Raw genomic sequence first — 15,801 nt, forward strand, 5'->3', positions numbered from 1 at the left:
ATTGGCTCCCGGCGCAGGTGGATAGAGAATCGCGGCCACGTCAAACGCCCCCTTCACCCGGCCTCGCGCGGTCAGCTCCCCACGACCGTCCACAGTGCACACGGGCGTCCCCGCGCGAACCGCGCTTCAATGGGGTGAGGACTTCGAGGGGGAAGCGATGACCCGATCGGCACGGGAACTGCTCGACGAGATCCAGAAGGAGCTCGCGCCGCGCGACGACGACAACCGGCTCGTCCCGCTGATCACCGCCGGCCGCGCGCCGCGCGCGGTGTTCGCCGCGCTCGCCGCGGAGGAGAAGCGGATCACGCTCAGCGACTGGCGCAGCTTCCACGCGCTCGCCGCCCGCGCCGACGAACCGAACGCGCGCACCTTCTTCGGCGGCCTCGCACCCGGCGAGCAGCAGGCGAACGGGATGCTCGACGCGTTGATCGAGGCCGCTGGTCCGGACCACGGCAAGGAACGGCCGCGCGCGGGCTGCCAGGCCTACCCGGCGTACGTCGCGTGGCTCGCGCTGAACGGCGAATCGTCGGCGACCGCGGCCGGGATCTTCGCGAACTTCGCCGCCTTCGGCCGGTACTGCAAGGACGTCGCCGCCGGCATGCGCGCGCACTACGGCTTCGGCGACGACGCGTGCGCGTTCTTCGACTTCTTCGCTGCGAATGTCCCGGAAATTGAAGAACAAGCGCTCGCCGCGATCCAGGCCGGCATCGACGCGCACCGGCTCGACGCCCGCGAAGCCCACCTCTACGCCCGGCTCTTCCAGAGCTACGAGCTGCAGTTCTGGAACACCCTCGCCGATGAGTTCCCGGGCTGACCCCGTGGAACCGGTTACGGCACCACGCGGAGTGGCCGAGCCGGTGGGTTCGCGGAATAGGTGGAATTCCGGCGCCGTCTCCGGGGAATCCGCGGTGGAGAGCGGGAATCCGGTGCATTTCCGCTTTGTGCGGGGCGTCCGTCCCGGACGAAGCGGGAGTGCGGTCCGGCCACGGCGAACCCGTGACCTTTCTCACCGAACCGTCCGGCCCTCGCGTACGTAGGGGCCCCGCCGGGGGCCGGCGGCTCGACCGGCACCGGAATCAGCGTGCATCCCTGCGGCGGAACGGAAGTAGTGCTGGGACGAACGTCACGACTTTCGGTGGTGGACTTTCCAAGCGCAGGCAACAAGTGTGGACGGGTCACCGTTCCAAGATCACGTTATCGCCACGGACTTGACGTGCCTTGAAGGGCTGCCTAACGTCGTCGCGGGCGAAGCAGACCACGGTGATGTTGATCCGGCTGGTCGGAATCCGGGTGTTGACCGCCTCGGGCGACCCGAAACCATGTACTGCCGGAAGGAAAACGGACCCAGGTGAAGCAGATTTCTCTTCGACGCAACCGGGGATCCTCGATTCGGAAGCGCGTGCTCACGATCGCGCTCATCCCCAGTGTGGCCTTGCTCCTGGTCGGCGTGGCGCTCGCCGGCTACCTCATCTACGACGCGGTCACGGCCCGCGACTACACGACCAAGATCCGGAACTCGGAAGCCCCGGCGATCCCGTTCTTCGCCGCGCTGCAGCAGGAGCGCCAGGCGACGCTGAGCCTGCTCGCCGGCCAGGGCAACCAGCGTGCCGTGCTCGCGGCCGTCCGCCCGAAGGTGGACGCGACCGCCGCGAAGGAGATCGAGAACCTCAAGGACAACTTCGCCGACTACGACGGGACGCCGCCCAGCGTCCAGAAGAACATCGCCACGTTCTTCGGGCTGTTCCAGCAGCTGCCGCAGACCCGCCAGGCGGTCGACGGCGGCCAGATGCAGATGCTCCAGGCCTTCGGCTACTACAACAAGATCATCGACCAGTTCACCGACGGTGTCGCGGGGCTGGCGCAGAACGCGCGCGGCGCGCAGAACGCGTTCGACCGGCTGACCGCCATCCCGCTGTTCACCGCGGCCGACGAGATGCAGCGTAGTGACGCGCTCGCCGCGGCCGGGCTGGCCGCGGGCGGCCTCGGCAACGACGAGTTCCGCGCGTACGTCGGCCAGGTCGGTGCCTACCACGCCCAGCTCGACGCGTCGGCGCCGAAGATGATCCCCGAGGTCAAGGCGAAGTACGACCAGCTGCTGGCCAGCCAGCCGTGGCAGGTCGTGACCCAGGTCGAAACCGCTTTCCTGCGCGGTGACCTGTCGAAGCTGCCGGTGGCGCAGGACCAGTGGCGCACCGCCGCCCGCCAGGTCGGCGACGCCCTGATGGGCATCTTCGTCGCGCAGAGCTCGAACGCCAGCCAGGCCGCGATCGACGACGCCGACTCGACGTTCACCGAGTCGCTGATCGCCGGCGTGATCGCGGTCCTGTTCGCGGTCTTCGTGGTGTTCGTCGCCGTCCGGCTGTCGAACCGGCTCATCGGCCGGCTGCACCGGCTGCGCGAGGACACCCTCGACGCGGCCGAGGTCCGGCTGCCCGAGCTGGTCGCCCGGGTCCAGGCGGGCGAGCCCGTCGACCTCGAAGAAGGCGGGCACTTCCTCGACCACGGCACCGACGAGATCGGCCAGGTCGCCGACGCGTTCAACAAGGCGCAGCAGACCGCCATCGCGGCCGCCATCGACGAGGCGAAGACCAAGGAGGGCACCAAGGCGGTGTTCCTCAACATCGCCCACCGCAGCCAGGTCATCGTGCACCGGCAGCTCAAGGTGCTCGACCAGGCCGAGCGCAAGCAGGAGGACCCGGAGCAGCTGGACACGCTGTTCCAGCTCGACCACCTCTCCACCCGCGCCCGCCGCAACGCCGAGAACCTGATCATCCTCGGCGGCGGGCAGCCGGGCCGGCAGTGGCGCAACCCGGTCGGGCTGGCCGAGCTGGTCCGCGGCGCGTCCGCCGAGACCGAGGACTTCGCCCGGGTCAAGACGGCCGCGCTGCCGCAGATCGCGATCCGCGGCCCGGTCGTCGGCGACCTCGTGCACCTGCTCGCCGAGCTGATCGACAACGCGACGTCGTTCTCGCCGCCGCAGTCGCGGGTCGAGGTGCGCGGCAACGTGGTCGGCAAGGGCGTCGTGATCGAGGTCGAGGACCAGGGCCTCGGGCTCGAGCCGGACCAGACCGAAGAGATCAACGCGATGCTGGCCGCCCCGCCGGACTTCGGGATCATGGCGCTGTCCGACGAACCGCGCCTCGGCCTGTTCGTGGTCGCGCGGCTGGCCGCGCGCCACGGCATCCAGGTGCACCTGCGGGAGTCGGCCTACGGCGGCACCCGGGCCATCGTGCTGGTGCGCACCGACCTGCTCGCCCCGCTCGCCGAGTCCGAGCCGGAGCAGCCGATCACCCCGCCGAAGCCGGAGCTCGTGCCGAACCCGGTCGACCCGGAGCCGGTGGACGACGAGGTCGCGCCGCTGCGGCGGCCGGTCCGCCGCCCGGCCCGCCACCGCACCGAGCCGCCGCTGCCGGTGGCCCAGCCCGACCTGGACCCGCCCGCCCCCCCGCCGATGCCGATGCCGGTCCCGCCGCAGCCGCCGTCCGCGCCGACGCCGGTCCCCGTCGGGGCCGTCTCGGAGCCGGTCAGCCAGCCGACGCAGGCGCAGCCGATCGCCCCGGTGCGCCCGCCGGCGCCGCCCGCGAGGACGTCGCGCCCGGCCCGCCCGGCCGCGCAGCAGCCGGTGTGGCCGCCGTCGGAGCCGCGCTCCTCGGTGCCCGACGGCCGCCCGCAGCAGCCGCGTCGCCCGGAGGCCCCCGGCCGCCCGCCGCTGCCGCAACGGCGACGTCAGCAGAGCCTCGTGCCCCAGTTGCGGGAAGATAGGCCCGCACAGGAACGCGAAGAGGTCAGGCTGGACTCGCCGGAAGCCGCCCGCAGCCGGCTGTCCGCTTTCCAGCAGGGCACCCGCCGGGCCCGTGACGAAGAACCGGCTGAGAACGACGACAGGTACGGAGAGCGCGAGTAATGGCCAACTCAGGCGTCAGTGAGCTCGACTGGCTGCTGGACGACCTCGTCAAGCGGGTCGCCGGGGCGGACCGCGCGGTGGTCCTGTCCTCGGACGGCCTGCTCATCGGGCGGTCGGGGAACCTTTCGGAGGAGGACGCCGAACACCTGTCGGCGGTCGCCTCGGCGTTCCAGAGCCTGGCGCGCGGCACCGGACGGCACTTCGGCGGCGGCAACGTCCGCCAGACGATGGTCGAGATGGACCACGCCTTCCTGTTCGTGACGGCGGCCGGCCGGGGCGCCTGCCTCGCCCTGCTGGCCCGCGAAGACGCGGACATGGGGCTGGTCGCGTACGAGATGAACCTGATGGTGAAGCGGGTCGGCCAGGTGCTCACCTCGGCCCCGCGGACCGGTGCCGGCGTCCTGCCCACGTCGCCATGAGCGGACGGCACGAAGCGTGGTTCGACGACGAGGCCGGCCCCCTGGTCCGGTCCTACGCGGTCACGGGCGGCCGCACCCGGTCGGACACGCTCGGGCTCGACCTCATCACGCTCGTGGTCGCGCTGCGCACCGCGCACGAAGCGGGCATGCTCGAACCGGAGTACGCGCGCATCATCGCCTTGTGCCAGCGGCCGGTCTCGGTGGCCGAGGTGGCCGCGCGGGTCGACCTGCCGCTGCCCGTGGTCAAGGTGATGCTCAGCGACCTCATCGAGCAGAACCTGGTGCTGTTCCGTACCGCGGCACCGGCTCAGGAATCCCCCAACCGACACGTATTGCAGGCGGTCCTTGATGGCATCCGGAAACTCTGACCCCCGGCGGAACCTGACCGCGACCGCGGTCAAGGTACTCATCGCCGGCGGGTTCGGGGTCGGCAAGACCACGATGGTCGGCTCGGTGAGCGAAGTGCCGCCGCTGCGGACCGAAGAGGTCATCACGACCGCGTCCGAGGGCGTCGACGACCTCTCGGGAGTCGAGCAGAAGACCACCACGACGGTCGCGCTCGACTTCGGCCGCATCACGATCAACCCGGACCTGATCCTGTACCTGTTCGGCACCCCCGGGCAGGACCGGTTCTGGTTCATGTGGGACGAGCTGGCCGAGGGCGCGCTCGGCGCCGTCGTGCTGGCCGACACCCGCCGGCTGGACAGCTGCTTCGCGGCGGTGGACTTCTTCGAGCGGCGGAACCTGCCGTTCGTCGTCGGCGTGAACTGCTTCGACGGCGCGTACCGCTACGGCACCGAGGAGGTCCGGCAGGCGCTCGACGTCGGCATGGACGTCCCGCTGCTGCTGTGCGACGCCCGCGAGCGGGAGTCGACGAAGCAGGTGCTGACCAGCCTGATGGAACACGTGATGGCGCGGTCCGACCTGGCAGCCGCCCAGGGCGGCTACTGATCGGACCGCGCGGGTCCCGGCGTCTTCGTCAGCGGCGGTGGCGCTTGATCAGCGTGTCGACGGCGAAGCGGCCGGGGCCGATCGCGGCGAACAGCAGGAAGATCCACGAGTAGACCGCGGCGGGCTCGCCCATGTTCTGCAGCGGCAGCAGGCCCACCGGGGCGTGCACGGTGAAGTAGGCGTAGGCCATCACGCCCGACAGCAGGATCGCGACGGGCCTGCTGGCGAGCCCGACGAGCAGCAGCAGGGCGCCCACCAGCTCGATCACGCTGGCCCACCAGCCGGGGAACGAGCCGAACGGGACGCCGCCGCCTTGACCGTCGATGCCACCGAAGAAGCCGAATCCCTGCAGGCCGTGGAAGCTGAACAGGAACGAGATCACGATCCTGCTCGCGGAGACGACCAGGCCGGTGACCGGGCTCTTGGTCTCGGTGCGGGTGGCGGCGGTCTGGGTCCGGGGGGCGATCGTGGTGGTCATCGGGGTTCCTTCCGTGGGTTGTTCCTTGCCTTCTGCCTACGCGTCGAGTGAGTTCTCCCCGGATCGACAACCCCGCGGAAAAAACTTGGAGGAGTTTCGGCAGACTGTGCCGATGGCGGGCAAACGCAGTGCCGGGCTCCTGCTCCACCGCGGGCGGGGCGACGACGTCGAAGTGCTGCTCGGGCACATGGGCGGCCCGTTCTGGGCGAAGAAGGACGCGGCGGCGTGGTCGCTGCCGAAGGGCGAGCTGGACCCGGACGAGCCGCCGGAGCAGGCGGCGCGGCGCGAGTTCGAGGAGGAGCTGGGCCTGCCCGCGCCGGACGGTGAGTACGTCCCGCTCGGCGAAGTGAAGCAGTCGGGCGGCAAGGTCGTCACGGCGTGGGTGGTCGAAGCCGACCTCGACCCGGCGGCGGTGGTTCCCGGGACGTTCTCCCTGGAGTGGCCGCCGCGCTCGGGCAAGCAGCAGGAGTTCCCCGAGGTGGACCGGGTCGAGTGGTTCTCGCTCGACGTCGCGCGCGAGAAGCTGGTGAAGGGCCAGCTGCCGTTCCTGGACCGGCTGCTGGCGCTGGTCAGCGGCTGAGCAGGGCTTCGAGGGGCTTGGCGGTGAACGACGGCAGCACGACGTCCGCCTGCCCGAAGTCGAGGGTCTCGGTGATGGCGTTCGGCACGGCGACGCAGGTCAGCCCGGCGGCCTTGGCGGAGGTGACGCCGTGGGGCGTGTCCTCGAAGGCGATGGTCTCGCTCGCCCGTGTCCGAAGGGCATCGAGGGCCGCGAGGTAGAGGTCCGGATCGGGCTTGGCCTGGTGCCGGTCCCCGGTGAGGACGGCGTCGAAGTAGCGCGCGATGCCCAGCCGTTCGAGGTGCGGGTTCACCCAGGCTCCGCCGGAGCTGGAGGCGACCGCCAGCTTGAGGCCGTGCTCCTTGGCGGTCTCGAGGTAGGCTTCGACGCCTTCGCGCGGGCCGAGCTTTTCGAGGAGTTCGAAGACCCGGGCCTTGGTCTTGGGGCGCAGCGCTTCGGTGTCGATCCCGGGGACGTGCTCGGCGAGCAGAGCGAACATCGCGGCGGTGGTGTGCTGCGTGCCGATGACGGCGTACCAGGCCGTCATCGGCAGTTCGACCCCGTGCTCGCGGAAGACCTCCCGCCACGACCGCAGGACGGCGGACTCGGTGTCGGCGAGCGTGCCGTCGAAGTCGAAGACCAGGGCGCGGGTGGGCACGCCTGCACCCTGCCCGGCCGGTGATCGTTCCGGCAAGGGAGTTGTGACGAGGGCGGCCGACTGGCTAGCTCAGGTAGAACTCCGCCAGGACCGGCGCCAGCGCCGCGGCCTTCACGATGTGCGTCTGCCCCGGCAGCGTCCGGTACTCCGCCGACGGCAGGACCTTCGCCAGCGACGACACGCCGTTGCGCATCCAGGCCGGGCTGCGGCCGCCGTCCACGGCCAGCGTCGGGACCTTCACCTCCGGCCAAGCGCCGGCCGGCAGCGGGGTTCCGGCCTGGTGCTCGACGACGAAAGAAGTGTCGTACGGGATCGTGTGGGCCACGCGCTTGAGCTTCGCCCAGAACGGCATGATCCGCATCAGCCCCACCGTCACCGCGCTCAGGCCGACGCCCTCGGTCATGAACATCTTCACCGCGGTGCCGCGCTTCCCCGCGGCCAACTTCCGCGTCGAGGCGCGCCGGGTAGTCGGCCGGGACGCGGGCGCGGGTGTCGTCGACGACGAACGGGGGCTCGTACAGCGCCAGCTTCGGCACGGGGAGACTGCGCGCTGCTTCGAGCGCCAGCGCGGCGCCCGACGAGATGCCGAACAGGAACGCTTCCCCGCCCGCCTCCTTGACCAGCGCGGCGATGTCCTCGACCTCGCGCTCTACCGCGTACGGACCGGTGTCGGCGCTCTCGCCCCGGCCGCGGCGGTCGTACGTGTACACGGTGAAGCGCGCGGCCAGTTCCTTCGCGAGCGCGTCGTTGGGGGACGAGCCGCGGTAGCACATCGCGCCGTCGACGAGGACGAGCGCGGGGCCGGACCCGGTGCGGGTGTAGGCGATCTTCGTGCCGTCGGCGGAAACCGTCGTGCTCATCGGGACTCTCCTCGCGACAGCAGGTAGGTGGACGTGGTGGCGAGCCACGCGAAGGCGATCACCACGGCCGCCCAGAAGCCGAGGGTGACGACCGGGCTCGTCGATCCGGACGCTACGCCCGCGAAGCCCGCCAGGAACAGCAACCCGCTGATCCGCGAATACCACGCCCGCGCGGGCGTGAGGTGCGCACCGATCGCGAAGCAGGCCGCGACCAGGGCCGCGAAACCGAGGCTACCGCAGACGAAGTGCAGCATCCCGTGCCAGCTGACCGACGACGGCGGCCCGGCGGGCGTGCCGACCGGGAAGCCGTCCTGCGGGTCGGCGCGGAAGACGCCCGCGCACAGCAGGCCGATCCCGTATCCGGTCAACAGTCTCGGCCCCCACCGGCCGGGCAGCACCCGCCGGATCCCGGCCGCGGCTGCGATCGTCAGCAGGCCGGTGACCAGGAAGTTCGTGATCTGGACGAAGCCGAGCGAGCCGTTGGACAGGATGCTCGCGGGGTGCCGCGTGAAGTCGAACCCGGCGCGGGTCAGGCCCTGGACGACGCCGGTGACGACGAAGACGGGACCGGCCAGGATCCCGCAGGTCAGCAGCCAGCGGGTGGTCGAGGGGACGAGGGCTTGGGGGCGGATCGCGGTGGTGGTCATGCCGGACAGCCTGGCATCCGATTGACAAAACTGTCAAGACAAAAAAACTTGTCGGTAGCGGAGTCGGCTACCGCGAGGGGCACCTTCACGGACTCAAGGTGCCCCTCATGGAGCGGGGAGTCAGGCCGAGCGCAGGGTGAGGAGCGTGATCTCGCTGGGCGCGAAGATCCGGAACGGCGGACCCCAGAACCCGGTGCCCCGGCTGTTGTACAGCTGGGTCGGGCCGTGCCGGGTCAGGCCCGACAGCGTCGGCTGGTCGAGCCGCACCAGCAGGTGGAACGGCCAGATCTGGCCGCCGTGCGTGTGCCCGGAGATCTGCAGGTCGACGTCGGCCGCGCGGGCCTCGCGGACCTGCTTCGGCTGGTGTGCGAGCAACACCACCGGGACGTCGGCGGGCCGGTCGGCCAAGGCGGCGGCCAGATCCGGGCCGTGGCCGGGCAGGCCGGACGACGCGCCCGTCGGGTCGTCGATGCCGGCGAACAGGACGCGGTCGCCGTCGCGCTCCAGGAGCGTCGAGCGGTTGTGCAGGGTGTCCCAGCCGAGGCTTTCCATGTGGTCGAGCCAGGCCTGGGCCTCGCCGAAGTACTCGTGGTTGCCGGTGATGTAGAACCGCCCGAGCGCGGCCTGGACGCCGCCGAGCGGGTCGACCTGCTTGCGGCGCTTCGCCACCGCGCCGTCGGCGAGGTCGCCGGCGTGACAGACGACGTCGGCTTCCAGGGCGTTGACCGCCGCGACGACCTTCTCCGACCACTTCGTCCGGTCGATCGGGCCGAAGTGGGTGTCGGTCAGCACGGCGACGCGCAGGCCGTCGAGGCCCGGACCGAGCCGCGGGATCACGACGTCGGTCGCCTTGACCGGCGGCACCCGCATGGCGACGCGGTTGCCGTGCACGAGCAGCCCGGCCGCCACCACGAAGGCCGCGCCCGCGACGATCCGTGACCGCAGCGGGTCGTCGACGCCGAGCAGCGCGACCCGCAGCACCAGGCTCAGGACGCACCAGCTGAACAGCACCCAGATCACGGCCAGGAGCGAGTCGCCGAGGCGCGCGGCGCCGTCCTGCTGCCGCCGCCCGTGGCCGCGGGCCATCGCGAGCGGCATCGTGACCAGGCCCAGCGCCAGCACCGCGGTGCCGGCGATCAGGCCGGCCGGGCCCCACTCGGGCGCGAGGACGAGCGTCCACCACGGCACGCCGAACAGCAGGAGCATGGCCAGGATCGGCACGACGACGAGTTGCCCTCTCATCGAACCAGATTACAGCCCGTCGGGCTGTTAGCGTTTTCGCTACCCTGGGGAGCGGAGGAAGGGGGACGGCCGCCGTGACCACGTTGCTGGAGCTCGCGTTCCCCGTCGTGACCAGCCCGACGGCGCTGGTCGCCTTCGCCTCCCTCGCCGCCGCGAGCCTGCTGGTCGTGCTGCTGGTCGGCAGCACCCACCGCAGCGAGCTCACCCTCTGGTCGGCGCCGGTGCGCAGCCGCGCCACGGCCCTGCGCCGCCGGGCCCGGCGCGCCGAGTTCATCCGGCTCCGCGACCCCGGTGCGTCCGGGCGTCGCAGGCCACGAGCACCCGGTTCCCGCAGCACGGCTGCGTAGGTTCCCTTACCGCGCAGCCATTCCGCACCCCCACACCCCTTCCACTCATGCGGAGTGCTGCCCATGTTCGGCTTTCTCGACGTGCCCGTCGCCGGCGCGTACCACCTGATCCACGCGTTCACCGGCCCGCTCTCGACGGCGCCGGCCATCGTCCTGTTCACCCTCTGCGTGCGGCTGCTGCTGCACCCGCTCGCCCGGTCGGCGGCCCGCGGCGAGCGCGCCCGGGCCGCGTTGATGCCGGAAATGCAGGCCCTGCGGGCCAAGCACGGCAAGGACCGCGAGCGCCTGGCCGCGGAGCTGACGAAGCTGCAGCAGAAGTCCGGGGCCTCGCTGTTCACCGGCTGCCTGCCGATGCTGCTGCAGCTGCCGTTCTTCATGGTGCTGTACCGGCTCTTCACGACCCCGGCGATCGGCGGCGAACCCAACTCGCTGCTCGGCGCAACCTTGCTCGGGACGCCGCTGGGCGCGCACGGCCTGGCCGGCGGCCCGCTCGTGTTCGTGATCGCGGCCGGGCTCGCCGTCGTCGCCTGGGTTTCGATCCGCCTGCAGAACCGCGGCGCCGCGGCCGACGTCCCGGGCGGCAAGCTCCTGCGGCTGCTGCCCTACGGCACGGTCCTCGCGACGCTGGTCGTGCCGCAGGCCGCCGGGATCTACCTGCTCACCACCACGGCGTGGACCGCGGCGGAACGGGCGCTGCTACGACGCGGCTCGTGAGCGCCGCCAGTCCTCGACGGCTTCCTCGACGTCCACCAGCGCCACCGTGAGCGGCGGGCCGGTGTGGTGGTTGAGGTAGGCCTGCCGGATCCGCTCGTTGAGGTCGTCGACGACCGCCCGCACCTGCTGTTCGGTCCGCTCGGCGGCGAGCCGCTGCGGCAGGTCCTGCACCTCGCGCTTGAGGGCGAGTGCGGGCGGCAGCAACGCCCTGGTGTCGTGGCCGCCTTTGCGGACCTCGCGCAACACCCAGTCGGTCGCCGCGTCGTTGCCGGTGGGCTTCGGCAGCGGCTTCCCGGTGCCGGGGAGGTCGTCGAAGTCGCCGCGCTCGCGGGCCTCGCCGATCTGCCGGTCGACCCACCAGCGGAAGGAGACCTTGGGCGGCTTGCGTCCGGTCATGCGTCCAGAATGCCAGGTCGGGCGGCCGGCCCGGGTAAGATCTCCGGCGGGGGAGCGAGGGGAGCGCATGACCGCCGAACGCACTGGCGCCGACGACGTGGACCGGACGCTGGCGCTGCTCTGGCGCGCCCGCGGCGGGGCCACCGAGCCGACCCGGGGCCGCCGCCCCACGTTGACGATCGAGCGGATCGTCGCCGCCGCGGTCGCGGTCGCGGACGCCGACGGGCTGGCCGCCGCGTCGATGCACCGCGTGGCCAAGGAACTCGGCGCCGGCACGATGACGCTCTACACCTACGTGCCCGGCAAGGCCGAGCTGGTGGACCTGATGGTCGACGACGTGCTCGTCGGGCGGCGGCTGCCCGGGCCGGGCGAGCCGCGGCCGGCGGACTGGCGCGAGCAGGTGGCGCTCTACGCGCAGCGAACGCGCGAGGCGTACCGCGCGCACCCGTGGCTGTGCGAGGTGTCCCGCGTCCGGCCGCCGCTCGGGCCCGGTCAGCTGGCCGGGCAGGAGTACCTGCTGTCCATCATGGACGAGCTGGGCCTGCCGCCGCGGCAGGCCGCCGCGGCGGCCAACGGGATCGGCACGTACGTCGACGCGAACGCGGCGCTCGGCGCGGAGAACACCCGCCTCGAGCGCAGCACCGGCCAGTCGACGGAGGCCTGGTGGCACCAGCGCTCGACGTTCTGGGAGAACTACTTCGTGGTCGACGCGCACCCGGCGATGAACCGCATCTGGCTCGGCGGCGGCTTCGACGCGAGCGCGAAGGCCCAGGGCGACCAGGCGTACGAGTTCGGCCTCGACCGCATGCTCGACGGCATCCAGGCTCTCGTGAGCGGTGACCCGGACGGCCGCTAGCGGCGGGTGCGCGGTCGGTTCGAGCTGCGCAGCCCGCCGGGGCGAAGCGGCAACTGGCCGCTGTTCTTTTCGGACGCGCTCTGGCTGCGGGTGCGTCTTTCGCGGTCCGTGCTTGCCGGTGCGGGCCGGTTGCCGGTCGCTGGTCTTGGCCTGACGCGGGTGACCTGCGGGTGTGCCTCGGTCATCGGCGCGTCCGGCGCCACTTGTCCGCGAACTCGGCGTCGCCGCGGACGCGGCCGGGCCGGGTGCGAGCATCGGTGATCGGGCGGTGCGCTCACCGGTGCGGGCGGCAGCGTTCCAGCATGCGCTAGCGGCGGGTGCGCCACCTGGAGCGGCGCCGTTCCTGCCGGGGCACCGTCGGTTCGGCGGGGACGTCGCCGCGCAGGACGTCGCGGCAGACGGGGTCGAACCGGCCGGGTGCCTCGATCATCGGTGCCGCCAGCACCACGTGCCCGCACACCGCCAGGAACCGCCCGTCGCGGCGGCCGGCCGCGAACTCGTCCTCGGTGACGGCATGGGTGTAGCCGTCGGTGTCGCAGCGGATGTGCACCAGGAACGGCTCCACCGGGCTCATCCCGTCGGGCTCGTCGTGGTGGTGGTCGTTTCGGTGGCCGTGCCCGCCGAGTCGGCCGGAGTGGTGGCCGGCGGCGGGGTGGTGGTGGCCGTGGTCGACGGCGGCGGCGTGGTGGCCGGCGGGGTGGTGGACGCCGGCGGGGTCTTCGTCGGATCGGTGGTGGGGCTGCCCGGCGTGGTGGTCGGCGTGGACGACGTCGGCGACGTGGTGGTCGGCGGCGTCGACGTGCCCGGCAGCGAGCCCGGCGGCTGGGCGGTCACCGGGGGCGCCGGCGGGGCGGGGATGCCGGCCGGGCTGCCCGCGGCGGCGGAGTCCGGGGCGTTGGGCGTGCCGATCGGCACCTGGCTGTCGGGGAGCTGGGCGACGCCGCCGCGGTAGGCCGCGGCCCACGCCAGCACAGTGTCCACATAGGACTGCGAGTTGTTGTAGCGGCGGACGGCCAAGCGCTGTCCGGCGTCCGTCGACAGGTCCAGACCACCTGAGCACAGGTAGCGCGCGGTGGCCAAGGTTTCGTCGTAGATGTTGTTCGGGTTCGACACGCCGTCGCCGTTGCCGTCGGAGGCGTAGCCCTGCCACGTGGAGGGGATGAACTGCGTCGGGCCGACCGCGCGGTCCCAGACCGGGTCGCCGTCGTACTTGCCGCCGTCGGTGTCCGGGATCGCGGCGAATGCACCCGCGCCGTTGAGCACCGGGCCGAGGATCGGCTCCAGCGTGTCGCCGTTGGCGTTGACGTACCCGCCGCGCGCGTGGTTCGACTCGATCCGGCCGATGCTCGCGATCAGCGCCCAGTCGAGGTGGCAGCCAGGCTGTTCCTTCGCCAGGATTTCGGCGGCGTTCTGGTACGCCTTGAGCATGCTCGCCGGGATGCCGAGCGGCCCGGAAATGCCCGCCGAGCCGGCACGCCCGCCGGGCACGACCAGCGGGGTGGGCAGCGGCGGCTGGGGCAGGCTGCCGTCGACGGCGACGGGCGGCATGACGATGTTCGGCTGCTGGATCGGGGCGGCCTGGTCCGGCAGGGTCTCCCCGGCACCGGCGATGACCACCGGCGTCGGCAGGCCCGTGGTCAGCGTCGGCAGCACGACGAGCGCGCCGCCGGCGAGCGCGGCCGCGGTCCTGCGGACCCCGCGCGAGCCCTTGCGCCGTGGCCGGTGCTTCGGCATGGTGCGTCCCCGCTTCCCTCGATCTTCGCTGATCGCCTCACCGATCGGCCCTCACCCACCGGTACTGACCGGTAGGAGCAAGCTATCCGATGGAACCAAACTTTGGCGAATGGCACAGCGAAATCGGGGCGGCGACGAGAAGTTCGTCCTGATGGCACAAAACCTTCGTAGGGAATCTGTCACATTCACCGGGACTTAACGGGTTCCTGAGGAGGGTTTGCGGAGCCCCCGGCCGCCGCCGCGAGCTGCGCCGCCGTCGCTGCCGCTTCGTCCGCATCACCGCGTCGAGCGCGGTTCCGTGCCGCGCCGGTGTTCGCGCCGCATTCGCCGGGCGTGCGCCACGGGGACATCACCGCCGCGACCCTGCCGGTGCCGGCGAATCCTGTTCGTCACCGGCAGCGTGCCGCAGGTGGACGGCGGCGGCAGGCTCGGCCGAAAACTCAGGGTGAGCGAGCCTTTACAGCGACCTGAACCATTCCTATGATCGGCCGACCGGACGCAGTGTGGCGTCCGGTCGGCCCAGGGAGGAGGGGTTGATGGCACGCAGGGTTCCGCGCCGCGAGGCGGTCACGGTCGCCGAACTGCTGGTCCGGTCCGAGGTGGCGCCCGACCGGTACCGCGTGGCGGGCACGAGTGCGCGGCACCGGGAGAAACCGCCGGTCCTGCGCTCGCTCGCCCGGCTCCGGGTGTTCTCCGTGGTCGCCGGCGCGCTGGCGCTGACCGGCGGGGTCGCCACGGCGGTGTCGATGCCGGTCGAGCGGAGCGCGGGCGCGGCCTGGCCGCCGGTCGGCCTGGAACCGCCGTCGGCCGCGTTGGTGCCGTTCGCCGCGGACGTCGTGGTGCCGCCCGCGAAGCCCGCTCCGAAATCCGTGCCGCCGCCCGCCGAAACGGCCGGTATCGTTCCGGCCGCCGGGGTTTCGAAGCCGGATTCCGGACCCACGCCGGCCCATCGCGGAAATCTCGCGAAGGCCGTCAAGATCATCGACAAGGTCAAGCTACCGGGGAAACCGGCGAAACCGTCGAAGGCGCAGAGCCCGCCGAAGCAGGCGGCTTCGGTGCGGCACGAGATTCCGGACTTCTCGCAGTGGTGGCGCGACTGGGCCGGGCAGCAGACTCCGTCGCCCGGTCAGCACGGCTGTGGCGGCGGCCACCACCGCCGGTGAGATCAGGAATCCAGCGGGATCTGGTACTGCATGAACCCCTTGTCGAGCGCGACCTGGTCGTAAAGCCGGCGAGCGGTCGTGTTCGACGTCTGCGTGTGCCAGTAGACGCGCACGCAGCGCCGCTCCCGAGCCCAGTCCGCGACGGCTTCGATCAGGGCCCGGCCGACCCCGTGCCCGCGGGCTTCCGGGGCGGTGAACAGGTCCTGCAGGTAGCAGACGTCGGCGGAGGTCGTGCTGGCGTGCGGGAAGAAGTGGACGATGCCGACCAGCTCGCCGTCGAGCCGCGCGCCGAGCGCGTGCATCCGCTCGCCGGTGCCGAACTCGCGCCACGCGCGGTCCATCAGCTCGGGCGCGAGTGTCCTGCCGTAGAACGTGTTGTAGCCGGCGAACAGGTTTTCCCAAGCCTGGCGGTCTTCCGCGGCGAGGCGCCCGATAGTGATCATGCGCCGAGGCTAACGCCCCGGTTGACCGGTTCGATGAACACACCGGACACAACTGGTGAGTAAGGTGACGAACCCGAATGCGATTCATAGAATCGGCAGCCACCAGGTCCCGGCAGGTCCGATTCAGCGGAGGTTCCCGATGACGCGCACGGCGCACCGTGCCAGTCGCAAGCCCGTCACGGTCGGGGAGCTGATGCTCCGGCCGGACGTCCACGGCAGACGCCGCCCGGAAGACCTCGAGGTGCTCGAGCTCGCCTACCGGATGCGCCGTCGCGTCGGTCCCGAGCCGGTCGTCGCCCGGACGCCGCGTTCCCGCGCACTGGCCGTGGTCATCGGCCTCTGGCGGCGCAAGCCGCGCTAGCCCCGCCGCGCTCTCCTGCAGGCCACCCTCGTCGAGGGTGGCCTTTTTGGTGTCCCCGGGTGCACGTGC

General features: G+C 71.9%; 20 protein-coding genes. 11 read left to right on the plus strand and 9 right to left on the minus strand.

The features are described from left to right. Positions 1-157 precede the first annotated feature (157 nt). The 5 genes from OG738_RS19625 (at position 158) to OG738_RS19645 (ending at position 5,274) form a co-directional block, all read left to right on the plus strand. A complete protein-coding gene (locus OG738_RS19625) occupies positions 158-814 on the plus strand; it encodes a transcriptional regulator (RefSeq protein WP_329055835.1) in 657 nt (218 codons plus the stop codon). A gap of 585 nt (positions 815-1,399) precedes the next feature. After that, positions 1,400-3,904 (plus strand): sensor histidine kinase, encoded by a 2,505-nt coding sequence (locus tag OG738_RS19630; protein WP_329055837.1) that lies wholly within the window; start codon positions 1,400-1,402, stop codon positions 3,902-3,904. Then, positions 3,904-4,323 carry a roadblock/LC7 domain-containing protein gene (locus OG738_RS19635; RefSeq protein WP_284745731.1) on the plus strand — a complete coding sequence of 140 codons (420 nt, stop codon included), beginning with the start codon at positions 3,904-3,906 and terminating at the stop codon, positions 4,321-4,323. Before OG738_RS19630 ends, OG738_RS19635 begins: the two co-directional genes overlap by 1 nt. After that, the gene (locus tag OG738_RS19640; protein WP_155541361.1) at positions 4,320-4,691 is read left to right on the plus strand and encodes a DUF742 domain-containing protein; all 372 of its coding nucleotides are present in this window, start codon (positions 4,320-4,322) and stop codon (positions 4,689-4,691) included. The genes OG738_RS19635 and OG738_RS19640 overlap by 4 nt, the downstream gene beginning before the upstream one ends. Further along, positions 4,672-5,274 (plus strand): GTP-binding protein, encoded by a 603-nt coding sequence (locus tag OG738_RS19645; protein WP_004561734.1) that lies wholly within the window; start codon positions 4,672-4,674, stop codon positions 5,272-5,274. Before OG738_RS19640 ends, OG738_RS19645 begins: the two co-directional genes overlap by 20 nt. A gap of 28 nt (positions 5,275-5,302) precedes the next feature. On the opposite strand, the gene OG738_RS19650 is transcribed toward OG738_RS19645, so the two are convergent. Continuing rightward, positions 5,303-5,752 (minus strand): DoxX family protein, encoded by a 450-nt coding sequence (locus tag OG738_RS19650; RefSeq protein ID WP_329055850.1) that lies wholly within the window; start codon positions 5,750-5,752, stop codon positions 5,303-5,305. A 112-nt stretch (positions 5,753-5,864) separates the two neighbouring features. Between OG738_RS19650 and OG738_RS19655 the strand changes: the two genes are divergently transcribed. Beyond that, positions 5,865-6,332: an NUDIX domain-containing protein gene (locus OG738_RS19655; RefSeq protein ID WP_329055852.1), complete on the plus strand. Its 468-nt coding sequence runs from the start codon at positions 5,865-5,867 to the stop codon at positions 6,330-6,332. Here OG738_RS19655 and OG738_RS19660 read toward each other — a convergent pair. The 4 genes from OG738_RS19660 to OG738_RS19675 form a co-directional block, all read right to left on the minus strand. Beyond that, on the minus strand, positions 6,322-6,969 hold the full coding sequence (locus OG738_RS19660; protein ID WP_329055853.1) for an HAD family hydrolase: 648 nt from the start codon (positions 6,967-6,969) through the stop codon (positions 6,322-6,324). The genes OG738_RS19655 and OG738_RS19660 overlap by 11 nt on opposite strands. Further along, positions 6,855-7,829 (minus strand): alpha/beta fold hydrolase, encoded by a 975-nt coding sequence (locus OG738_RS19665; RefSeq protein WP_442875911.1) that lies wholly within the window; start codon positions 7,827-7,829, stop codon positions 6,855-6,857. Before OG738_RS19665 ends, OG738_RS19660 begins: the two co-directional genes overlap by 115 nt. Then, positions 7,826-8,476 carry a DUF998 domain-containing protein gene (locus OG738_RS19670; RefSeq protein ID WP_329055854.1) on the minus strand — a complete coding sequence of 217 codons (651 nt, stop codon included), beginning with the start codon at positions 8,474-8,476 and terminating at the stop codon, positions 7,826-7,828. Before OG738_RS19670 ends, OG738_RS19665 begins: the two co-directional genes overlap by 4 nt. A gap of 120 nt (positions 8,477-8,596) precedes the next feature. Next, positions 8,597-9,718 (minus strand): metallophosphoesterase, encoded by a 1,122-nt coding sequence (locus OG738_RS19675; RefSeq protein ID WP_329055855.1) that lies wholly within the window; start codon positions 9,716-9,718, stop codon positions 8,597-8,599. Positions 9,719-9,792: 74 nt separating this feature from the next. On the opposite strand from OG738_RS19675, the gene OG738_RS19680 reads away from it, so the two are divergent. Both OG738_RS19680 and OG738_RS19685 read left to right on the plus strand, forming a co-directional pair. Further along, entirely contained in the window at positions 9,793-10,065 is a 273-nt protein-coding gene (locus OG738_RS19680; protein ID WP_329055856.1) for a DUF6412 domain-containing protein, read from the plus strand. 63 nt (positions 10,066-10,128) lie between these two features. Beyond that, positions 10,129-10,779, plus strand: coding sequence for a YidC/Oxa1 family membrane protein insertase (locus OG738_RS19685; RefSeq protein WP_329055857.1), 651 nt, complete (start codon positions 10,129-10,131; stop codon positions 10,777-10,779). Here OG738_RS19685 and OG738_RS19690 read toward each other — a convergent pair. Continuing rightward, positions 10,762-11,175 carry a J-domain-containing protein gene (locus tag OG738_RS19690; RefSeq protein ID WP_329055858.1) on the minus strand — a complete coding sequence of 138 codons (414 nt, stop codon included), beginning with the start codon at positions 11,173-11,175 and terminating at the stop codon, positions 10,762-10,764. The genes OG738_RS19685 and OG738_RS19690 overlap by 18 nt on opposite strands. Before the next feature lie 67 nt (positions 11,176-11,242). Here OG738_RS19690 and OG738_RS19695 point away from each other — a divergent pair, with 67 nt between their 5' ends. After that, on the plus strand, positions 11,243-12,031 hold the full coding sequence (locus OG738_RS19695; protein ID WP_329055859.1) for a TetR/AcrR family transcriptional regulator: 789 nt from the start codon (positions 11,243-11,245) through the stop codon (positions 12,029-12,031). 307 nt (positions 12,032-12,338) lie between these two features. Here the strand turns inward: OG738_RS19695 and OG738_RS19700 are convergent, their stop codons facing one another. Beyond that, entirely contained in the window at positions 12,339-12,605 is a 267-nt protein-coding gene (locus OG738_RS19700; protein WP_329055860.1) for a hypothetical protein, read from the minus strand. Then, the gene (locus tag OG738_RS19705; RefSeq protein ID WP_329055861.1) at positions 12,602-13,765 is read right to left on the minus strand and encodes a lytic transglycosylase domain-containing protein; all 1,164 of its coding nucleotides are present in this window, start codon (positions 13,763-13,765) and stop codon (positions 12,602-12,604) included. The genes OG738_RS19700 and OG738_RS19705 overlap by 4 nt, the downstream gene beginning before the upstream one ends. A 536-nt stretch (positions 13,766-14,301) precedes the next feature. Between OG738_RS19705 and OG738_RS19710 the strand changes: the two genes are divergently transcribed. Then, positions 14,302-14,928 (plus strand): hypothetical protein, encoded by a 627-nt coding sequence (locus tag OG738_RS19710; protein ID WP_329055862.1) that lies wholly within the window; start codon positions 14,302-14,304, stop codon positions 14,926-14,928. Between the two features lie 2 nt (positions 14,929-14,930). On the opposite strand, the gene OG738_RS19715 is transcribed toward OG738_RS19710, so the two are convergent. Next, complete coding sequence (locus OG738_RS19715; RefSeq protein ID WP_329055863.1) at positions 14,931-15,371, minus strand: GNAT family N-acetyltransferase; 441 nt, start codon at positions 15,369-15,371, stop codon at positions 14,931-14,933. Positions 15,372-15,510: 139 nt separating this feature from the next. Here OG738_RS19715 and OG738_RS19720 point away from each other — a divergent pair, with 139 nt between their 5' ends. Continuing rightward, a complete protein-coding gene (locus OG738_RS19720) occupies positions 15,511-15,732 on the plus strand; it encodes a hypothetical protein (protein WP_329055864.1) in 222 nt (73 codons plus the stop codon). Positions 15,733-15,801: the final 69 nt, after the last annotated feature.

This window comes from Amycolatopsis sp. NBC_01488, from assembly GCF_036227105.1.
Taxonomy (GTDB): domain Bacteria; phylum Actinomycetota; class Actinomycetes; order Mycobacteriales; family Pseudonocardiaceae; genus Amycolatopsis.

Coding starts and splice junctions, on each gene's coding strand:
- OG738_RS19705 (WP_329055861.1), bottom strand. CDS start 13,765: ATGCCGAAGCACCGGCCACGGCGCAAGGGCTCGCGCGGGGTCCGCAGG.
- OG738_RS19700 (WP_329055860.1), bottom strand. CDS start 12,605: ATGAGCCCGGTGGAGCCGTTCCTGGTGCACATCCGCTGCGACACCGAC.
- OG738_RS19645 (WP_004561734.1), top strand. CDS start 4,672: ATGGCATCCGGAAACTCTGACCCCCGGCGGAACCTGACCGCGACCGCG.
- OG738_RS19650 (WP_329055850.1), bottom strand. CDS start 5,752: ATGACCACCACGATCGCCCCCCGGACCCAGACCGCCGCCACCCGCACC.
- OG738_RS19695 (WP_329055859.1), top strand. CDS start 11,243: ATGACCGCCGAACGCACTGGCGCCGACGACGTGGACCGGACGCTGGCG.
- OG738_RS19720 (WP_329055864.1), top strand. CDS start 15,511: ATGACGCGCACGGCGCACCGTGCCAGTCGCAAGCCCGTCACGGTCGGG.
- OG738_RS19670 (WP_329055854.1), bottom strand. CDS start 8,476: ATGACCACCACCGCGATCCGCCCCCAAGCCCTCGTCCCCTCGACCACC.
- OG738_RS19690 (WP_329055858.1), bottom strand. CDS start 11,175: ATGACCGGACGCAAGCCGCCCAAGGTCTCCTTCCGCTGGTGGGTCGAC.
- OG738_RS19640 (WP_155541361.1), top strand. CDS start 4,320: ATGAGCGGACGGCACGAAGCGTGGTTCGACGACGAGGCCGGCCCCCTG.
- OG738_RS19710 (WP_329055862.1), top strand. CDS start 14,302: ATGGCACGCAGGGTTCCGCGCCGCGAGGCGGTCACGGTCGCCGAACTG.
- OG738_RS19715 (WP_329055863.1), bottom strand. CDS start 15,371: ATGATCACTATCGGGCGCCTCGCCGCGGAAGACCGCCAGGCTTGGGAA.
- OG738_RS19685 (WP_329055857.1), top strand. CDS start 10,129: ATGTTCGGCTTTCTCGACGTGCCCGTCGCCGGCGCGTACCACCTGATC.
- OG738_RS19675 (WP_329055855.1), bottom strand. CDS start 9,718: ATGAGAGGGCAACTCGTCGTCGTGCCGATCCTGGCCATGCTCCTGCTG.
- OG738_RS19625 (WP_329055835.1), top strand. CDS start 158: ATGACCCGATCGGCACGGGAACTGCTCGACGAGATCCAGAAGGAGCTC.
- OG738_RS19635 (WP_284745731.1), top strand. CDS start 3,904: ATGGCCAACTCAGGCGTCAGTGAGCTCGACTGGCTGCTGGACGACCTC.
- OG738_RS19665 (WP_442875911.1), bottom strand. CDS start 7,829: ATGAGCACGACGGTTTCCGCCGACGGCACGAAGATCGCCTACACCCGC.
- OG738_RS19655 (WP_329055852.1), top strand. CDS start 5,865: ATGGCGGGCAAACGCAGTGCCGGGCTCCTGCTCCACCGCGGGCGGGGC.